At 38.2% G+C, this 16,637-nt stretch carries 19 protein-coding genes and 1 pseudogene; 14 read left to right on the top strand and 6 right to left on the bottom strand.

Annotated features, from left to right (window positions below; all coding sequences use genetic code 11):
* Window positions 1-129: 129 nt before the first annotated feature.
* The 3 genes from PL9214_RS04680 (at window position 130) to PL9214_RS04670 (ending at window position 3,710) form a co-directional block, all read left to right on the top strand.
* Window positions 130-582 (top strand): nitrate reductase associated protein, encoded by a 453-nt coding sequence (locus PL9214_RS04680; protein WP_072717681.1) that lies wholly within the window; start codon window positions 130-132, stop codon window positions 580-582.
* Between the two features lie 145 nt (window positions 583-727).
* Complete coding sequence (gene corA / locus PL9214_RS04675) at window positions 728-1,915, top strand: magnesium/cobalt transporter CorA (RefSeq protein WP_072717680.1); 1,188 nt, start codon at window positions 728-730, stop codon at window positions 1,913-1,915.
* 94 nt (window positions 1,916-2,009) lie between these two features.
* Complete coding sequence (locus tag PL9214_RS04670; RefSeq protein WP_245824174.1) at window positions 2,010-3,710, top strand: DUF3352 domain-containing protein; 1,701 nt, start codon at window positions 2,010-2,012, stop codon at window positions 3,708-3,710.
* A 26-nt stretch (window positions 3,711-3,736) separates the two neighbouring features.
* On the opposite strand, the gene PL9214_RS04665 is transcribed toward PL9214_RS04670, so the two are convergent.
* The 3 genes from PL9214_RS04665 to phnF all read right to left on the bottom strand — a co-directional run bounded on the left by PL9214_RS04665 (window position 3,737) and on the right by phnF (window position 6,096).
* Entirely contained in the window at window positions 3,737-4,723 is a 987-nt protein-coding gene (locus tag PL9214_RS04665) for a CHAD domain-containing protein (RefSeq protein ID WP_072717679.1), read from the bottom strand.
* A 132-nt stretch (window positions 4,724-4,855) separates the two neighbouring features.
* A complete protein-coding gene (locus tag PL9214_RS04660) occupies window positions 4,856-5,071 on the bottom strand; it encodes a DUF7219 family protein (protein ID WP_072717678.1) in 216 nt (71 codons plus the stop codon).
* Between the two features lie 296 nt (window positions 5,072-5,367).
* Complete coding sequence (phnF, locus tag PL9214_RS04655) at window positions 5,368-6,096, bottom strand: phosphonate metabolism transcriptional regulator PhnF (protein ID WP_072717677.1); 729 nt, start codon at window positions 6,094-6,096, stop codon at window positions 5,368-5,370.
* Window positions 6,097-6,298: 202 nt separating this feature from the next.
* Here phnF and PL9214_RS04650 point away from each other — a divergent pair, with 202 nt between their 5' ends.
* The 7 genes and pseudogenes from PL9214_RS04650 (at window position 6,299) to arsC (ending at window position 10,534) form a co-directional block, all read left to right on the top strand.
* Window positions 6,299-6,430 carry a glutathione S-transferase N-terminal domain-containing protein gene (locus tag PL9214_RS04650; RefSeq protein WP_083579881.1) on the top strand — a complete coding sequence of 44 codons (132 nt, stop codon included), beginning with the start codon at window positions 6,299-6,301 and terminating at the stop codon, window positions 6,428-6,430.
* An 8-nt stretch (window positions 6,431-6,438) separates the two neighbouring features.
* A complete protein-coding gene (locus PL9214_RS04645; protein ID WP_245824173.1) occupies window positions 6,439-6,987 on the top strand; it encodes a hypothetical protein in 549 nt (182 codons plus the stop codon).
* Window positions 6,988-7,117: 130 nt separating this feature from the next.
* Window positions 7,118-7,792: an HAD-IA family hydrolase gene (locus PL9214_RS04640; RefSeq protein ID WP_072717675.1), complete on the top strand. Its 675-nt coding sequence runs from the start codon at window positions 7,118-7,120 to the stop codon at window positions 7,790-7,792.
* A gap of 150 nt (window positions 7,793-7,942) precedes the next feature.
* The gene (locus PL9214_RS04635; protein WP_439331525.1) at window positions 7,943-8,938 is read left to right on the top strand and encodes a PstS family phosphate ABC transporter substrate-binding protein; all 996 of its coding nucleotides are present in this window, start codon (window positions 7,943-7,945) and stop codon (window positions 8,936-8,938) included.
* Window positions 8,844-9,416 (top strand): annotated as a pseudogene (locus tag PL9214_RS04630) (arsenic resistance protein); the annotation flags it as partial. The gene PL9214_RS04635 and the pseudogene PL9214_RS04630, both read left to right, overlap by 95 nt.
* Window positions 9,417-9,420: 4 nt before the next feature.
* The gene (gene arsH, locus PL9214_RS04625) at window positions 9,421-10,089 is read left to right on the top strand and encodes an arsenical resistance protein ArsH (RefSeq protein WP_072717673.1); all 669 of its coding nucleotides are present in this window, start codon (window positions 9,421-9,423) and stop codon (window positions 10,087-10,089) included.
* 49 nt (window positions 10,090-10,138) lie between these two features.
* Window positions 10,139-10,534: an arsenate reductase, glutathione/glutaredoxin type gene (gene arsC / locus PL9214_RS04620; protein ID WP_072717672.1), complete on the top strand. Its 396-nt coding sequence runs from the start codon at window positions 10,139-10,141 to the stop codon at window positions 10,532-10,534.
* Window positions 10,535-10,570: 36 nt separating this feature from the next.
* On the opposite strand, the gene PL9214_RS04615 is transcribed toward arsC, so the two are convergent.
* The 3 genes from PL9214_RS04615 to ntcA all read right to left on the bottom strand — a co-directional run bounded on the left by PL9214_RS04615 (window position 10,571) and on the right by ntcA (window position 13,345).
* Window positions 10,571-10,963: a pre-16S rRNA-processing nuclease YqgF gene (locus PL9214_RS04615; RefSeq protein ID WP_072717671.1), complete on the bottom strand. Its 393-nt coding sequence runs from the start codon at window positions 10,961-10,963 to the stop codon at window positions 10,571-10,573.
* Window position 10,964: 1 nt separating this feature from the next.
* Window positions 10,965-12,563 (bottom strand): DUF3084 family protein, encoded by a 1,599-nt coding sequence (locus tag PL9214_RS04610; protein WP_072717670.1) that lies wholly within the window; start codon window positions 12,561-12,563, stop codon window positions 10,965-10,967.
* Window positions 12,564-12,679: 116 nt separating this feature from the next.
* Window positions 12,680-13,345: a global nitrogen regulator NtcA gene (gene ntcA / locus PL9214_RS04605; RefSeq protein WP_072717669.1), complete on the bottom strand. Its 666-nt coding sequence runs from the start codon at window positions 13,343-13,345 to the stop codon at window positions 12,680-12,682.
* Between the two features lie 177 nt (window positions 13,346-13,522).
* Here ntcA and fabI point away from each other — a divergent pair, with 177 nt between their 5' ends.
* From fabI to PL9214_RS04585, 4 genes are all read left to right on the top strand, one after another.
* Window positions 13,523-14,299, top strand: coding sequence for an enoyl-ACP reductase FabI (fabI, locus tag PL9214_RS04600; RefSeq protein WP_072717668.1), 777 nt, complete (start codon window positions 13,523-13,525; stop codon window positions 14,297-14,299).
* Between the two features lie 241 nt (window positions 14,300-14,540).
* The gene (hisB, locus tag PL9214_RS04595) at window positions 14,541-15,185 is read left to right on the top strand and encodes an imidazoleglycerol-phosphate dehydratase HisB (RefSeq protein WP_072717667.1); all 645 of its coding nucleotides are present in this window, start codon (window positions 14,541-14,543) and stop codon (window positions 15,183-15,185) included.
* 232 nt (window positions 15,186-15,417) lie between these two features.
* Window positions 15,418-15,912: a serine O-acetyltransferase gene (locus tag PL9214_RS04590; RefSeq protein WP_072717666.1), complete on the top strand. Its 495-nt coding sequence runs from the start codon at window positions 15,418-15,420 to the stop codon at window positions 15,910-15,912.
* A 174-nt stretch (window positions 15,913-16,086) separates the two neighbouring features.
* Window positions 16,087-16,596, top strand: a complete 510-nt coding sequence (locus PL9214_RS04585) for a serine O-acetyltransferase (protein WP_072717665.1) — start codon at window positions 16,087-16,089, stop codon at window positions 16,594-16,596.
* The last annotated feature ends 41 nt before the right edge of the window (window positions 16,597-16,637 follow it).

Below are 16,637 nucleotides of genomic sequence, written 5' to 3'. Positions count from 1 at the left end.
ACAAGGGGACAAGGGGACAAGGGGACAAGGGGAGCAGGGGAAGCGAGGGGAGAAATTTCTGTTTCCTATTGCCTATTGCCTATTGCCTATTCATTGCCCATTCCCCATTCGTAATTCGTAATTCGTAATATGAACAATTTGTTTGAATTTGAACAGGATTTTGTTAAAGCTTTGAATTGTATTCCGATGGTTGTGCGGTATAAACTGGATAGCTGCGGGGTTAAATTGAAGTTAGAACATTGGAATAAATTTCCCCATGAGGTTCGTCAACAATTAGTAGAAAATCCGATGAGTACACCAGAAGAAATGGCAGGATATCGGAGTTTATTGTATCAATTAGCAGAACAATATACTAATATCCCATTAAAGGATTTACCGATTGATGATCATCCACTTTGGTTAGATTCTACTGAATTACCGGATATTGTGCAGCAAAAAGCAGAGGAAATGGGGGTTGAGATCACGTTAAAACACTGGCAGAATTTAACGCAATTACAACGATTTGCTTTACTAAAGTTGAGCCGTCCTAGCCATGAAAATAAAAACTTTTTACCTGCTTTAAGAGAATTTAAAATTTTATAAATAATCATAAAAAACTTTTTATGATTTTGAGTTAAAATGTAAATAATTTTAGTTCTGTTGTACTATATTCTCAAGAAAAATCGATAAACTAGCATTAGTTTTTTGACTTGTAAACCCATTCAATTCACCTTCTGGGGAACTGGTTATGACCCATAGTATGAAACTTTCAACAGCCGCGATTGATTCTGTAAAAGATGAGGATGAGGAAGAAGAAGAATCAAATTTAGATTATTTTTATGATGATCCGGGTACACCCCCCGGAACATTAGATGTGGAAGCGGATGATCCGCCACCGGAGATGGTTTTAATTGATTATAACGATGGGATGGCGACTCGTTTAAAATTAACGACACCGGAAGAATGTGCGCCTTATTTAGATACTCATTCTGTTTCTTGGTTAGATATTTTAGGATTAGGAAATCAAGACACTTGGGAACGAATGGCAAAGGTGTTTAATTTACATCCCATTGCTTTAGAAGATGTGGTGAATGTTCCCCAACGTCCTAAAGTGGTAGAATATGATGATCAACTGGTGATTGTTGCCTGGATGGTAACTCTTAAGCCAGGTGAAGATCCACTACATAAAGAACAAGTTAGTATTATTTTAGGCAAAAATTATTTGCTAACGGTACAGGAAGAAGCAGAATATGATTGTTTACAACCTGTGCGCGATCGCATTCGTTATAATCAAGGGATTATTCGCAAACAAGGAGTCGATTATTTAGCTTATGCGATTTTAGATGCCATTATTGATGGATTTTTCCCTGTATTAGAAGAATATGGAGATATTTTAGAAGAATTAGAAGACGAGGTTGTCTTTAATCCAGTTCCTAAAAATCTAGCTAAAATTTATAGTATTCGTCGAGATTTATTTACCCTTAGACGGGCAATTTGGGCGCAACGAGAAGCCATTAATGTGTTAATTCGAGATGGAAGTGATTTAATTAGCCCAGAGGTTCGGGTTTACTTACGAGATTGTTATGATCATACAATTTTAGTTCGAGATATGGTCGAAACTTATCGAGAGTTATCGTCCGATTTAATGGGAATTTATATGTCTTCTATGAGCAATAAAATGAATGAAATTATGAAGTTACTCACCGTAATTTCAACGATTTTTATTCCTCTAACCTTTGTGGCTGGGGTATATGGAATGAATTTTAACCCGGATACTTCCCCTTTAAATATGCCTGAACTCAATTGGTATTGGGGTTATCCGGTCTGTTTGACCTTGATGTTTATAATTGCTTTAGCCTTATTCTTTTTCTTCTGGCGACGAGGTTGGTTTAATAGTGTTTCCCATCCTGAAGATGAAAAAGCGTCTACCCGGTGATGAATTTGCAAAGTGCAACCCCCTGGGTTAAAATCTCCCTCGATACTCAATCATTATTGTTTACTGGTTGCCTACAGCCATCGTTGCTATTATCATGCAAAAAATAAAACCTAATTTAATTTTAACGGTGGGAGTTGCGGTACTGCTTGTTGGGGGTGGAATTGCCGCTTACTATACCTTAGTTTCGCGTAAATTTTTAGAAGGTGTTCCCCTCGGTGCAAATGTTGTTCCCTCCGAAGCAATGGTGGCTGTATCTCTGTCCACAGATACCCAACAATGGGACAAATTAAAGCAATATGGTACACCCCAATCTCAAGCCGCGTTAAAACAAGTCTTGAACGATTGGCAAAATCGGGTATTAACCGAGAATGGCTATGATTATCAGAAAGATATTCAGCCTTGGGTCGGAAAAGAAGTGATGATTGCCTTTTTACCAAATTCTAGTTTACTATCAGGAACTCCTCCCAGTACGGAAGCATCCACAACCTTAAATCAACAAGCGACAGTGATAGTATTTCCGATTGCTAACCCCGCCAAAGCTAAAGAATTATTATCACAACCGAAAACCTTACCTCAAGGTCAAACTACTCAACGATCTTATCGAGGAATTGATATTATTGAAACCAAAGGAAATCCCAAACAAAATTATTCTATTGCGGTTTTGGGACAGGATTTCTTAGTGGTGACAACTGATCCCAATGCAACAGAACGCGCCATTGATACCTATCGGGGTTCAGGTTCTTTAGCGAGAACTCCAGGATATGCGGCGGCTTTGGATACGATTAAAACCGGAAATCCCTTTGCTCAAGTTTATCTCAATATTCCCGTCGCTACCACAGTGGCATCTTACCGTTCTCGAAATCCCATTCCTGAGAAAAATTTAGAACAAGTTCAACAACATCAAGGATTAGCAACTAATATTAATTTAGAATCTCAAGGTGTTGGGTTTAAAGCCGTGTCTTGGTTAAGACCCAATAGTCAGAAAAAATTTACCGTTGAGAATAGAGCGCAAGACATCCTCAAACAAATTCCAGAAAATACATTAATCATGGTTTCTGGAAGTAATTTAAAACAAGTTTGGGAAGATTATACCCAAGGTGCAAATGCTAATCCCATCGCACCATTTAATCCTCAAGTTTTGAGTTCTAGTTTTAAATCTGCAACGGGGATGGAATTAGAAAAGGATGTTCTCAAGGGGATGAATGGAGAATTTGCTTTATCTTTAATTCCATCAACTCCAAATCCCAGAGCTTTAGAACGATTTGTGGCGGGATTAGTATTAATGGTAAAAGTTTCTGATCGCAATGCAACCGATAAAACGTTTACCCAGTTAGATGAGGTGATGAAGAATAAACAATTTAAGGTGAGTGAAGTTAAAATTAAAGATCAACCCGCAATGCAATGGGTTTCTCCCTTTGGAGGATTTGTGGTAACTCGGGGTTGGTTAGACGGAAATGTGGCTTATATCACTTTGGGGGGATCAGTTGCGGATCAAATTGTTCCTTTACCTTCGGTTCCTATTACCTCTAACCCAGTATTTCAACAAAGTATTCCGATGGGACTTAACCCCAACAATGGTAACTTTTTTATGAATGTTGAACGAGTGTTTGATCCGAATGTCAGAACCTTATCATTACCTCAACTTCCCCCTCAGCAAAAAATCTGGATTGATGCGATTCAATCAATTGGATTAACAACAGCTATTCTAAATGATCGCACCAGTCGTTATGATATTTTTGTTAAAGTTAAAACCCCAACAACCCAGCCGAATACTGCACCTAAAACTCAACCTTAAATTTATTTTTAGAGATGGGAAGAAGGTTATTCTTCCTCCTTCTCATCTTTACGGTTTCCTGTTTCTGTAACAGGATGCAGCAATTCTGATCGAAATTGATAACGAGTTTCCGGCTTTAAATACTGACGTTGTAATTGTTCCCATTTTTGCCAAGATTCATAACGATTTTGGGCTAATACGCTCATAAAAGTTGGGAGTTTGGAGTTGATTTTGGAGGGTATCTCTTCGGCTATTTTTTCTCCTAAAACCATGCTATCTTGAATATCACCTAAACACTCCTGAATCGCTTTTATATCTTCTAAATAGTTGGAATAGGTAGAAGAATAGAAATCCGTAAATAAATTCATTTGATAACGCACTCGTTTAACTTGCTTTCTTAAGCTATGCAAAGATTTTCCCTGTTTATCTAAAATTTCTTCTAAAGTTTCCAAAGAAATAGGGTTAACTTGATCTTCACCCACTTGCCAACCGGAATGTAAGAATAACTCACTGATTTGGGGGAGTAATAAATCGGGAAGAACTTCATTAATGGGTAGCTTTTCCAGTGGAGTAAAACAAGGTTCTTTGATCCAATTTTGTAAATCTTCTTTCAAGTTTTTATAGGTTTTATGGTCTAAAACCCACTCCACAAGTCGAAAGGCTTTGTGACGTTGTTTCACCCAACTCATTAATATTTTATCTAGGATTTCTTGTTCTGATGAGGGTAAATGGGGATAATAATGGTTTTGTAAGGTTTCTAATAATACGTCTAAATCTCGTAACTTCCCCAAACGCCGTGCAATCTTACCTATTTTTTCATCTTCAGCCGATTCGGGTAAGTCTAAAACTGGAGCAAAGCCAACAATCGCTGAACGTAACCGTCGCATTCCCACGCGCATTTGATGGAGTTCTTCAGGATCATCATCTTTTAAAACATCAGATTCATGACTTATGACTTTTTCCAGATGTTTTTGAATCGCTTTTACAGCCCAATATCCTAAAGTTTGGGTTTGAGGATGAGTATTGATTTCCATTTTAAAAATATACGGGTTCTAATCTTTATTGTACTGGTCTTATTCTGCAATCTATCGCACGAAAAAGTAGAACTGATCTTCGTGATCAAAATTTATAACTCTTCATCTGTAATCAGGTTTCTAAAATTCAGTTTAGTCTCCTATCACCTGAGTTTTTAATTTAGTCATCAAGGTTTTAATTTGGCTATAGGCTTGCTTTGGAGACAGTCTTCCATCGGTTTCTAAGCTAAAGATTTGAGTGATATCCGTAGCAAACGCTTCCAATTGAGCTTGATCCGATACACAAGGCATCTGAGTCTCCCAATGATCAACCTGAGTTCGATCAGAAAAATCTGGAGTTAGTCTCATCTTTGTATCCAAACACTGCTAATTTTAATTGTTTTGTTTGTTTAACAATTAAGTTTTAATCATAGATAAAAACTGGCTCAAAGTCAAGGGGGTTTTGTGTAAAATTCAAAGCTTAATTTTAAATTAATTTTACAAATTTTATTTTTTCTCAATAAAAATCATCTTTTGTTTATCAAGTTTTAATTTTTACCCAAAATTAAACTATTTTAACTTAAATTTAACTTAAAACCTTTATGATGTACCCCAATTTAGGCTTGAAAATTATTGTAAATAAACTTAATAATAATATAATAATATTATAGGGAAAGACATTGAGATCCTAAACCTAGTTCGATTTGATCCCCTCGAAAGCGGGTAATTCCATACTCAATAATATGATTATGTTGATCGACATTAATTGATTCAACTCGTAAAATAGAACTGGTTGTTGATATGTGCAATAATTGAGCATCGTCAGCATCAACAAGGCGAGAAGAAATCCACGTATTTCGCCGTAAATGATCACAGCCATAGATTTCTCTCAGGAGTCGGGAAATTGACCACATTTGGGCTTCATAGGCTAACAAATTCGGAAAATAGTCTAGGGGAAAATAGCTACTTGTAATAGAAATCGGTACATTATTGGCAAACATTAAACGTTCAATCCAAGCAACGGATTCTCCCACGAGAATTTCTAAATGATTAGCCACTAAAAGATCCGCTTTAATTTCTATACATTTTAACAATTGGAAACTAGGTTCTAAGCCTTGATTAATCAGAATTTCATTATAACGGACTCGTTTCCCTAGAGGATAAATAATCGGTTTCTTAGTCACAAAAATCCCTCGCCCTGGTTCGGTATTTAACACGCCTTCACTTTTTAAACAAGCGATCGCTCGTCTGATAATATGACGATTTACATTAAAACATTGACTTAATAAACTTTCTTGAGGTAATTGCTCTCCAACTCGATAAATTCCTTGTTTAATATTGTGTCGAATTCGTTCAGCAACTTGAAGGTGCATCGGGACAGGATTAAGGCTCATTCCAAATCAGCAATTAAATAAAGAGTCGGGGGTTAGACCGATCAAGATATCTTTAATAATCTTAGCATCTGTTAGCGTCTTGTCATCAAATTATCTAATTTTTTACCGATCCCTAGACTTTAATAACAATCCGGTACTCATGAGAATAATTTCATCAAGGGGTTTATAATAGTTCTATGATTTGTTTTAGGACACATTCATCATGTTAAAGTTATACCATACTCCCTTTTCAATCAATACCCAGCGAGTTTGGCTTCTATTATTAGAAAAGCAAATAGAATTTGAATCGGTTTTTATCGAGTTAGATGGCGATCAATCTCAACACGTTTCTTAATCAAAAATATGATGTCATCAAGTCAATTTATTGTTTATGCTTGTCCTCAAGGTGAATTAGCTGGACAAATTCAAGCATTTTATCAAGAAAGTTTAGATTTATGTGGCTTTAATGCAGCCCATAATTATATGCCCCATTGTACCTTAACCGGATTTTTTAACGATGAAATATCATCCATTAATGTGTATATTCAAGCATTAGAAACGGCTTACAATACTGCAAAATCAACGGCAACACCGCTTAAACTTGATGTCATAAAAATGACCTTTCAAACTCATTGGTATGGTTTAGAATTAAAAACTGAAGGAATTCCCTCTCTAATGATTCATTTTGCTCAATTAGCAAATTCACCCACTCGTCTTGAAGCCTTACGATTAAAAACTTGGCTGCATTTGAGTTTAGCGTATGAATTTCAACCCGAACACGCTGAACAATTAAAACATCTAGCTCAAATTAGAATTAATCCCCAAGCTCAAGTAGATTGGGAATTAAGATTTTATCAAAGACATCTTGAGCAGTCCTGGACTTGTCATCAATCTTGGCTGTTAAAAGCATAAGGGAAAAGTGTTAAGTTCAACTTTTCTTGATTTTTATCCTTAATCTATCTCTAAGATTTCCGCCTATCCTGAGACTTGATTTATGGATCAATTTCCTTCATAATAACTTTAACGCTTTATCCATGCACCAATGCCTAACTTTAAAAAAATTACTCATGTTATTTACGACCTAGATGGTCTACTGTTAGACACAGAACCCCTTCATGCTAGAGTAAATCAAATCGTTGCTCACCGTTATGGTAAAACGATTGAACATAGTTTGAGTTGCAAAGTTAGGGGCAGAAAATCCCATGATTCAGCAAAACTTCTGATTCAAGAGTTAGATTTATCTCTCAGCGTTGAAGAATTTCTAAAACAAAAAGACGCGATTATTTATGAATTATACCCCCATGTTTTGCCCTTGGACGGAGCCGTTCATCTGACTCAACATCTCGCTTTTCATAACATTCCGCAAGCGGTTGCGACCAGTTCAGGAACTCGTCCGTTTACGGCTAAAACCCAAAGTCATCAAGGCTGGTTTTCTGTATTTCAAGAAATTGTTCGGGGGGATGATCCTGAACTCAAAAATGGTAAACCTGCTCCCGATATTTTCCTATTAGTTGCCCAACGTTTAGGGGCAAAACCTGAAAACTGTTTAGTCTTTGAAGATGCTTTAGCAGGGGTTTCCGCAGCGAAAGTGGCAGGAATGTCAGTAGTTGCTGTTCCCGCATCAGATATGGATCAATCTCTTTATAAAGAAGCGGATCAAATTCTCAATTCTCTGAGTGAATTTCAACCGGAATTATGGCAGTTACCTAAGTTTTAATCAATCATTTAAAGATTAGATGATTAAGGTAAATTAGCAATAACAATTTTCCTCATCTGACTCAGGCTTATTCAGCATCTTTAGGGGTTATAAAAGATTTTTAACCTTTTTTTAACTTGACATATCAAAAAAAATTGATATGATTTTAATATGCCTAACCCTAACTGTCACAGGGGATACTTTATGACTCCTAGACTATCAAAATTGCCCAGTTCTCTCAAAACCTTAGCTTTAGCCGTTGGGACTTCTACCCTGCTTTTGGCGTGCAGTCCAGGTCAGACCCAACAGACAAAACCCATTCATATTGATGGTTCTAGTACCGTTTATCCCATTACTGAAACAATTGTTAAAGATTACAATGCTCAGAGTCCGTCTGATATAGATATAACAGTTAATTTTTCAGGAACAGGAGGTGGCTTTAGAAAATTTTGTGCTGGAGAAACGGACATTAATAATGCTTCTCGACCCATTTTAAAAGAAGAGATTGAAGTGTGTAAAAAAAATAATATTTCTTATCTAGAATTACCTGTTGCTTTTGATGCGTTGACCGTTGTAGTTAATCCTAAAAATACCTGGGCTCAGGATATCACCGTTGCGGAATTAAAGAAACTTTGGGAACCCCAAGCAGAAGGAAAAATTAAAACTTGGAATCAAATTCGAGCTTCTTGGCCAAACCAACCGATTAATCTCTATGGCCCCGGTAAAGATTCAGGAACTTATGATTATTTTACCGCCGCAATTGTGGGAACAGAAGGAGCTAGTCGCACGGATTATCAAGCCAGTGAGGATGATGAAATTATTGAACAAGCTATCATTAATGATCCCAATGGATTAGGCTATTTTGGTTATGCTTATTATCAGAAAAAATCAGAGGCGTTAAAAGCATTAGCCATTGATAACCAAAAGGGTTCAGGGCCGATTATGCCTTCTCAAAATCCAACGGACGCTGAAAAATATCGACCCCTAGCTCGCCCCTTATTTATCTATNCTCTCAATTTTTGTAAAATCTGCCATCAGTGCCTATACTTCATTATACCTGAAGCCCATCAAGTTATTACTTTTTCATTCCTTAACGGTTCCTTGGGCTACAATTTTTCTATCGGTTTTAATTTATGTTGGCTTACCTTTAGCTGCGGGAATGTATAGCCGATATTGGATTTTAAAAAATAAGGGTAAGCAATGGTTTGAACAAAAGTTTCTGCACTATTTAAGCCCCATTGCTATCTCTGCACTCTTGATGACTTTGGTTTTACTGTTTGCTTTTAAAGGAGAATTAATTGTTAATAATCCTTTGCATATTGTGTTGATTGCAGTTCCGTTATTCATCCAAACCAATTTTATCTTTCTGATTAGCTATGTGGCTGCTTTAAAATTGAAACTGTCCTATGAAGATGCCGCACCTGCTGCATTAATTGGGGCGAGTAATCATTTTGAAGTTGCGATCGCCACAGCCGTAACCTTATTTGGTTTAAATTCTGGCGCGGCTTTAGCAACGGTTGTGGGGGTATTAATTGAGGTTCCTATGATGTTAATGTTGGTCGAAATTTGTAAAAAAACAGCCTTTTGGTTTCCCAGAGAACCGGAAAAAGCCAGCTTATTTGATCCTCGTTGCTTAAAGGTCTAAATCAATGAGTCAATTTGATCATCCACCCCGAATTCTGTTCTTATACGGTTCTTTGCGAGAGCGTTCCTATAGTCGTTTATTAGCAGAAGAAGCTGCCCGAATTATTCAAGAATTGGGTGCAGAAGTCAGGTTTTTTAACCCGCGAGAATTACCGATTTATGGAAGTGTACCGGATACTCACCCTAAAGTTCAGGAGTTATGTGAACTGAGTTTGTGGTCTGAGGGACAGGTCTGGTCAAGTCCAGAATTGCATGGTCAAATCAGTGGGATTATGAAAAATCAAATTGATTGGATTCCGCTCAATATTGGGGCTGTTAGACCCACTCAGGGGAGAACATTAGCGGTGATGCAAGTGAGTGGGGGTTCCCAGTCTTTTAATGCTGTTAATACCCTGAGAATTTTAGGTTGTTGGATGCGAATGTTCACCATTCCCAATCAATCTTCAGTGGCTAAAGCTTACCAAGAATTTAACGAAGACGGGACGATGAAAGATTCCCCTTATCGAGATCGGGTTGTTGATGTTATGGAGGAGCTTTACAAATTTACGGTATTACTACGAGATCAGGTGGATTATCTCACAGACCGTTACAGTGAACGCAAAGAAAAAGGGATTCAAGAAACCCTAAGTGATATTAGCAAAACGGTTAATGGAGTCCATCTTCATCGAATGTAAATGATTCAGCTTTTCGAGTTTTTAACATTTATCAATTAGGAGATTGAACATGAAAAAAGTAATGTTTGTTTGTAAAAGAAATTCTTGTCGTTCTCAAATGGCGGAAGGATTTGCCAGAACATTAGGGGAAGGAAAGATAGTTGTTACCAGTTCCGGTTTAGAAGCCAGTCGGGTTCATCCAACAGCAATTCAAGTGATGGATGAAATTGGAATTGATATTAGCAATCAAACCTCTGATCCTTTAAGTAATTTCCAAGCGGAAGATTATGATGCGGTGATTTCTCTGTGTGGTTGTGGTGTAAATTTACCGGAAGATTGGGTAATTCAAGAAGTTTTTGAAGATTGGCAATTAGATGATCCCGACGGACAACCGTTAGAAACCTTTCATCGAGTTAGAGATGAAATTAAAGTCCGAGTTCAAGCGTTAATTGATGCTTTAAGTTGAACAGTAGGGGTGGGTTTTCTAGGTTTGACTCACCCTTTACTGGTTTAAATATCGTTCGATTAACACAATCGCAACAATATCATCAATCGGACGGGGAGGAGTTCGCATTCCTTTAGGAATTAAACGAGTTAAGCCTTTAGGTGGATACAGTTGCCAATAGCGATCGCGCGCTTCTAAGGTAGAATATCGTTCATTAACTTGAATAATAGATAGAGATTTCGGCAAAATTTCAGTTAGTTTTTGTTTCCATAGTTTTGAAGTCGTTTGATCTCCCATAACTACCGTATCAATCGTAAATTGTTGACAAAGAGATTGAATTGTTGTAAGAACATCCGATGCTAAAATTACCTCATGATAATATAACTGGGAATCTTGACCCATCACAGCAATTCCACATTTTTCTCGACCGGGATCAAAACCTAAAATCATCTTATTTTTTGTCCTGTTGAATAGAATTTTGTTGAGAGGGAGAATTTTCTAAATTCTTCTGTTCTGGAATTGATGGATTTAGCAATTCATTCGTATTATTAAGGGGTTCCTGTTGTCGGGTACTAAAGATTACTTCTCCATTACGACGGGCTAATAAATCCAGTCGTAACGGCCCAATTGTATAGGCATTTTCGGCGGCAACCGCTTGAATTTCTAAGGGTTGATTATGCTCTTGCAATTGTTGAAAAAAACGAATTAATGTATCCATTCTATCATTCCCAATTTGCACTGTTCCATCAACAACCCCAACAAAACGCGCCCGAAAACTAGAAGCATCTAACAGTTGTTGCAGTTGTTTTCGTAATTGTTCATTAGATAAAGTTGAGGGATTAAAGGTTGTACCCGCAATAATTTCTCCTGTTGTAAATAATAAGCGATTAGGTTCAGCTTTTGTAAAAACAGCTACTTTTGTTTCACCCACTAAAAAATTTGCGGCGGAAATGATTTGTACCACATAATCCCGACCATCATCAATTTGATCCATTAACTCTTCAACTTCGGCTTTGGTAATTTGAATGACTTGGGCTTGATTGGCGTTGGTATTCCCTAATTGCACCGCCTCAATGGCCTTACCATTGGCTTTTTGTAAAAGGGTATTAATCGCTTGTAGAGCCGTTTTAGGATCATCAATATGTACTAATCCACTGGCTAAAACTTCTCCTCTTTCTAAGACAACACTACCTTCTCGTAAGAGTTGAAAATCTCGTTCAACCAGTTCAACTTGATGAGCTAAAACTTGTTTTTGCTTTTCTAATTTTTCCTGTTCTATCTCTAGTTCTTGAAGTCGAGATTCCCGTTTAGCAATAATTTTATCCTGTTCTGTAATCCGTTTTTCCTGTTGCTCAATTTCTTGATCTTGCTGTTTCATTTCTTGAGCGCGTTTAGCAATTTCTCGATCACGAGTTTGAATCTGAGCTTTAACTTGTTCTCGTTGTTGAATCAGATTTTGACGTTCCGTTCTCAGTTTGGAAATTTCTGCTTGTAAACTTTGTTTTTGTTGAAAGACCTGCTGAAGGCGATTTTCGGTTCGCGCCAATTCGTCTTCCATTGCCGTTTTTTCCGATTGAATTCCTTGCAATTGTTTTTGAAGTTCTCCCAACCGACTTTGAGTTTTTTGTAATTCTTTTGCTGTTTGCAATGCTTGTGATTGCGCTGTTTGTAGCGATTGATTAATCGCATTTAACTGATCCATTGCGGTTTTGAGTTCAACTCTGGCTTTGGCTAAATCCGTTTCTACTCGTTTTCTTTCATCTTCAGCACGAGTTAAATCTTTACGAGCGTCATTGAGTCGAGTTTGGATTTTATCAATTTGAAAAACACCCCGACGCAAAGGTTTACTCGAAGCAAATAAAATCCCTAATGTCAATGCGGAAAGGACACTGCCCGTTACAATGGTCACGACCATAGCAGTGTTGCGGGGGCGTAGATTGAATAAACTCAGCCTGGCCTTTCCAACTTTCGTTCCAAGGCGATCACTGACAGTGGCAATCACGCCTCCCAAAACTAAGATAGATATAACCAGGATAATTCCTGCGGTCATACCAAAAATTTAACACGGTAGTTTAAACGGATTCGACCTCTTTTAAGGGTAAGTTTTTCCTTTAACAATTAAACTGAATTTTCTTTCGTTGGGTGTGGAAATAGACGCCCCATTAACTAGGTGAACTGCTGACTCAAGGTAACGGGATTATGAACGGTGATCTTTTTCTTATGAATCGAGATCATGTTTTTTTGTCGCAAATCTCCTAATAAACGGGTAACAGTTACTCGCGTTGAACCAATGGCTTCTGCGATCGCTTGATGGGATAACTTTAGGTCAATCCGAATCCCATCTTTACCAGGGACACCAAAATCTCGACAAAGAATCAGAAGAAAGCTGACTAATCTTGATCCCATATCTCGATGGGCTAAGGTTTCAATCATCATCTCTGTCTGTAAAATCCGAGATGATAACCCTCGCAACATCACCATTGAAAGTTCGGGATCACTTTTGAGTGCTTTCTCAACTTGTTCAATGGGAACCGAGAGCAGTTCGACAGAGGTAAAGGCGACGGCATGGTAAAACCGATCTGACCGATGACCTGTAATTAAAGATAAAACACCAAATACACTATTTTCTCGAAGCAAAGCAACAGTAATCTCTTCTCCAGCTTCATAGACTCTGGACAGTTTTACCGCACCTTTGATCAGAACATAGACGCGCTCCGCCGGATCGCCGGGAAAGAAGATCGTCTTACCCCGTTCAAAGCTTTCCACGACAGGAGGGAATGCCCCTCCGCCGATGCTGCGGAACACTTCTGCTAACGGTCTATCATACGTCACGACCCGATCCCTTGCACTAACAATGCCCTAATTTATTCCGTATTTCAGTTTACGCTAATTGCATCATCGGTCAATTAAACAGACCAATGATTGTCCTCTGGTGTGCTTCACCCCTAGGGGGGATAGGCAAATCAATCCCTTTGAGAAGGATACCAATTGCATATAGAATAGTCTATTATGCTGAATTTGAACGGAAAAAACGCACTTGTTACTGGCATTGCCAACAATCGCTCAATTGCGTGGGGCATTGCCCAACAGCTTCATGAAGCTGGAGCTAATCTCGGAGTGACCTACCTTCCTGACGATAAAGGTCGTTTTGAAAAGAAGGTCAAAGAGTTGGTTGAACCCCTCAACCCTAGTTTGTTTTTGCCCTGTGATGTCCAGAACGATGCTCAAATTGAGGAGCTTTTTACGACTATCCGCGACCAGTGGGGGCGGATCGATATCCTCATTCATTGTCTGGCCTTTGCAGGAAAAGAGGAACTCTCAGGGGACTTTAGCAATGTATCCCGTGCTGGATTTACCCGCGCGTTAGATATTAGTGCTTACTCATTAGTACAACTGAGTGCTGCTGCTAAACCTTTAATGACACAGGGCGGTAGTATTGTCACCCTAACATATCTGGGCGGTGTGCGGGTGATTCCCAATTACAACGTCATGGGTATTGCTAAAGCAGCCTTGGAAATGAATGTCCGTTATTTGGCGGCGGAGTTAGGGCCATCGGGCATTCGGGTAAATGGCATTTCCGCAGGCCCAATTCGGACTTTAGCGTCTTCAGCCGTGGGTGGCATTTTAGAGATGATTCACCATGTTGAAGAAATTGCTCCCCTAAAACGGACTGTTACCCAAACCGAAGTCGGTAACGCTGCGGCTTTCCTCTGTAGTGATTTATCCAGTGGCATTACAGGCCAAATTCTGTATGTCGATTCGGGTTATTGCATCATGGGAATGTAATCAGTTATCAGTGATCAGTCATCAGTTATCAGTGTAGAGACCCGCAATGGCGCATCTGTTATAGTAGTCAGTTTAAGAGTTAAGCGTTAAAACTTCATCAACTGTCTACTGATGGACTACCGATTAACAAGTAGCTATTGACTACTAACTCTTGATAACTGATAACTGATAACTAATAACTGATAACTGATAACTAATAACTGATAACTGATAACTGATAACTGATAACTGATAACTGATTATGCAAATTAGTGATCGTCCTTCTATTAATACTTCTAATTCTAATTTAGATGTTCTCCCTAGAATCGCAACAGTACACCGAAAAACGGGGGAAACAGATGTTAATGTTACGGTTAATTTAGATGGAACTGGAGTCTGTAATGTGTCTACAGGGGTTCCGTTTTTAGATCATATGTTACATCAAATTTCGTCTCATGGGTTAATTGATTTAGACATTCAAGCGACTGGAGATATTGAAATTGATGATCATCATACGAATGAAGATGTCGGAATTACTCTCGGTTTAGCATTTGCTAAAGCATTAGGCGATCGTAAAGGGATTGTTCGGTTTGGTCATTTTATCGCCCCTTTAGATGAAGCCTTAGTTCAAGTTGCTTTAGATTTTTCAGGTCGTCCTCATCTGACTTATGGGTTAGAAATTCCTACCCAACGAGTCGGAACGTATGATACTCAATTAGTCCGAGAATTTTTTGTAGCTATTGTTAATAATAGTCAAATGACCTTACATTTACGTCAATTAGACGGAATTAATTCCCATCATATTATTGAAGCGGGTTTTAAAGCCTTTGCTAGAGCGTTAAGAATGGCGGTTGAAATTGATCCCCGTCGTGTGAATACCATTCCTAGTTCTAAAGGGGTTTTGTAAGTTTTTTAGTGGTTGGCGGTTCAGGAATTATGTTACCGTTAGACTATCCTGATTATGGAACAAGGGAATTAACCCCGATGAATTAGATTAAGGGTTAAGAGTAACGACAAAGGCATTAAAGATTTTTATTGCTCCCTGGTTCTAAGCTTGGGCTTCTAATCAATTAATTTCCCTAGCGAGTAGGGAGCTATTTTTAGTATTATATTGGCAATTGGCTTTCAATCGATTTTATATGGCTCATAAAATTTCTAGTACAGAACCAGATTGGGAACGGGAACAATTAAAACAATGGTGGTCTCCTAGTCGTCAACTACTAAAATCAATACGTCAATATCAAAAGTGGAAATCCTATGGGGGGTTATTGGGTGACTTATTCTGTGCGTGGAATGTGCTTAATCACCGATTTTGGAGTTGTGTAACTGGAGCGGATATTCCTTTAAACTGCCAAATTCAGGGGGGGTTACTTATGATTCACCCCAATGGAATTGTGATTGATCCTAGTGCAACAATTGGGCCTAATTGTTTGATTTTGCAACAAGTAACTATTGTGAGAAACGTAAAAATTGGAGGTCATGTTGATATTGGAGCCGGTGCGAAAATTATACGGTCTGTTACTATTGGAGATCATGCTAAAATAGGAGCCAATGCAGTCGTTGTTTGTGATATTCCCCCTGGTGCTACTGCTGTGGGAATACCTGCTAAAGTGATTGAAAAATCTCAATACTGAAGAACAAAGTTTGTTAAATTCATTAAAAGATTAAAAATCATTAAGGATTACATCATGTATATTTTTAGCCGTGCAATTGTAGTTTGAAACTTTGTGACCATCTCAATTAATTTCCTCGGCAAGTGGGGAGTTATTGTAGTATGATATTGGCAATTGGCTTGCAATCGATTTTATATGGTTAATCAAATTTCTAGTACAGAACCCGATTGGGAACGGGAAAAATTACAACAATGGTGGTCTCCTAGTCGTCAACTCCTGAAATCAATACGTCAATATCAAAAGTGGAAATCCTATGGTGGGTTACTAGGTGACTTATTCTGTGGGTGGAATGTGCTTAATTACCGATTTTGGAGTTGCGTAACTGGAGCGGATATTCCTTTAAACTGCCAAATTCAGGGGGGCTTACTTATGTTTCATCCCAATGGAATTGTGGTTGATGCTAGTGCAACAATTGGGCCTAATTGTTCGATTTTGCAAGAAGTAACTATTGTGGGCAACGTAAAAATGGGAGGTCATGTTGAGATTGGAGCTGGTGCGAAAATTATACGGCCTGTTACTATTGGGGATCATGCCAGAATAGGAGCTAATGCAGTCGTTGTTTGTGATATTCCCCCTGGTGCTACTGCTATGGGAATACCTGCTAAAGTGATTGAAAAACCTCAATCACTAGAAAATATAACTTAAGCTGTTACGCATTTAAACTGAATAACCGAGCGAGAGAGGAC

Origin of the sequence: Planktothrix tepida PCC 9214 (genome assembly GCF_900009145.1) — a bacterium.
GTDB classification, from domain to species: Bacteria; Cyanobacteriota; Cyanobacteriia; order Cyanobacteriales; family Microcoleaceae; genus Planktothrix; species Planktothrix tepida.
Note: the sequence above shows the minus strand (reverse complement) of the source record. Positions and strands in the feature narration are given on the sequence as shown.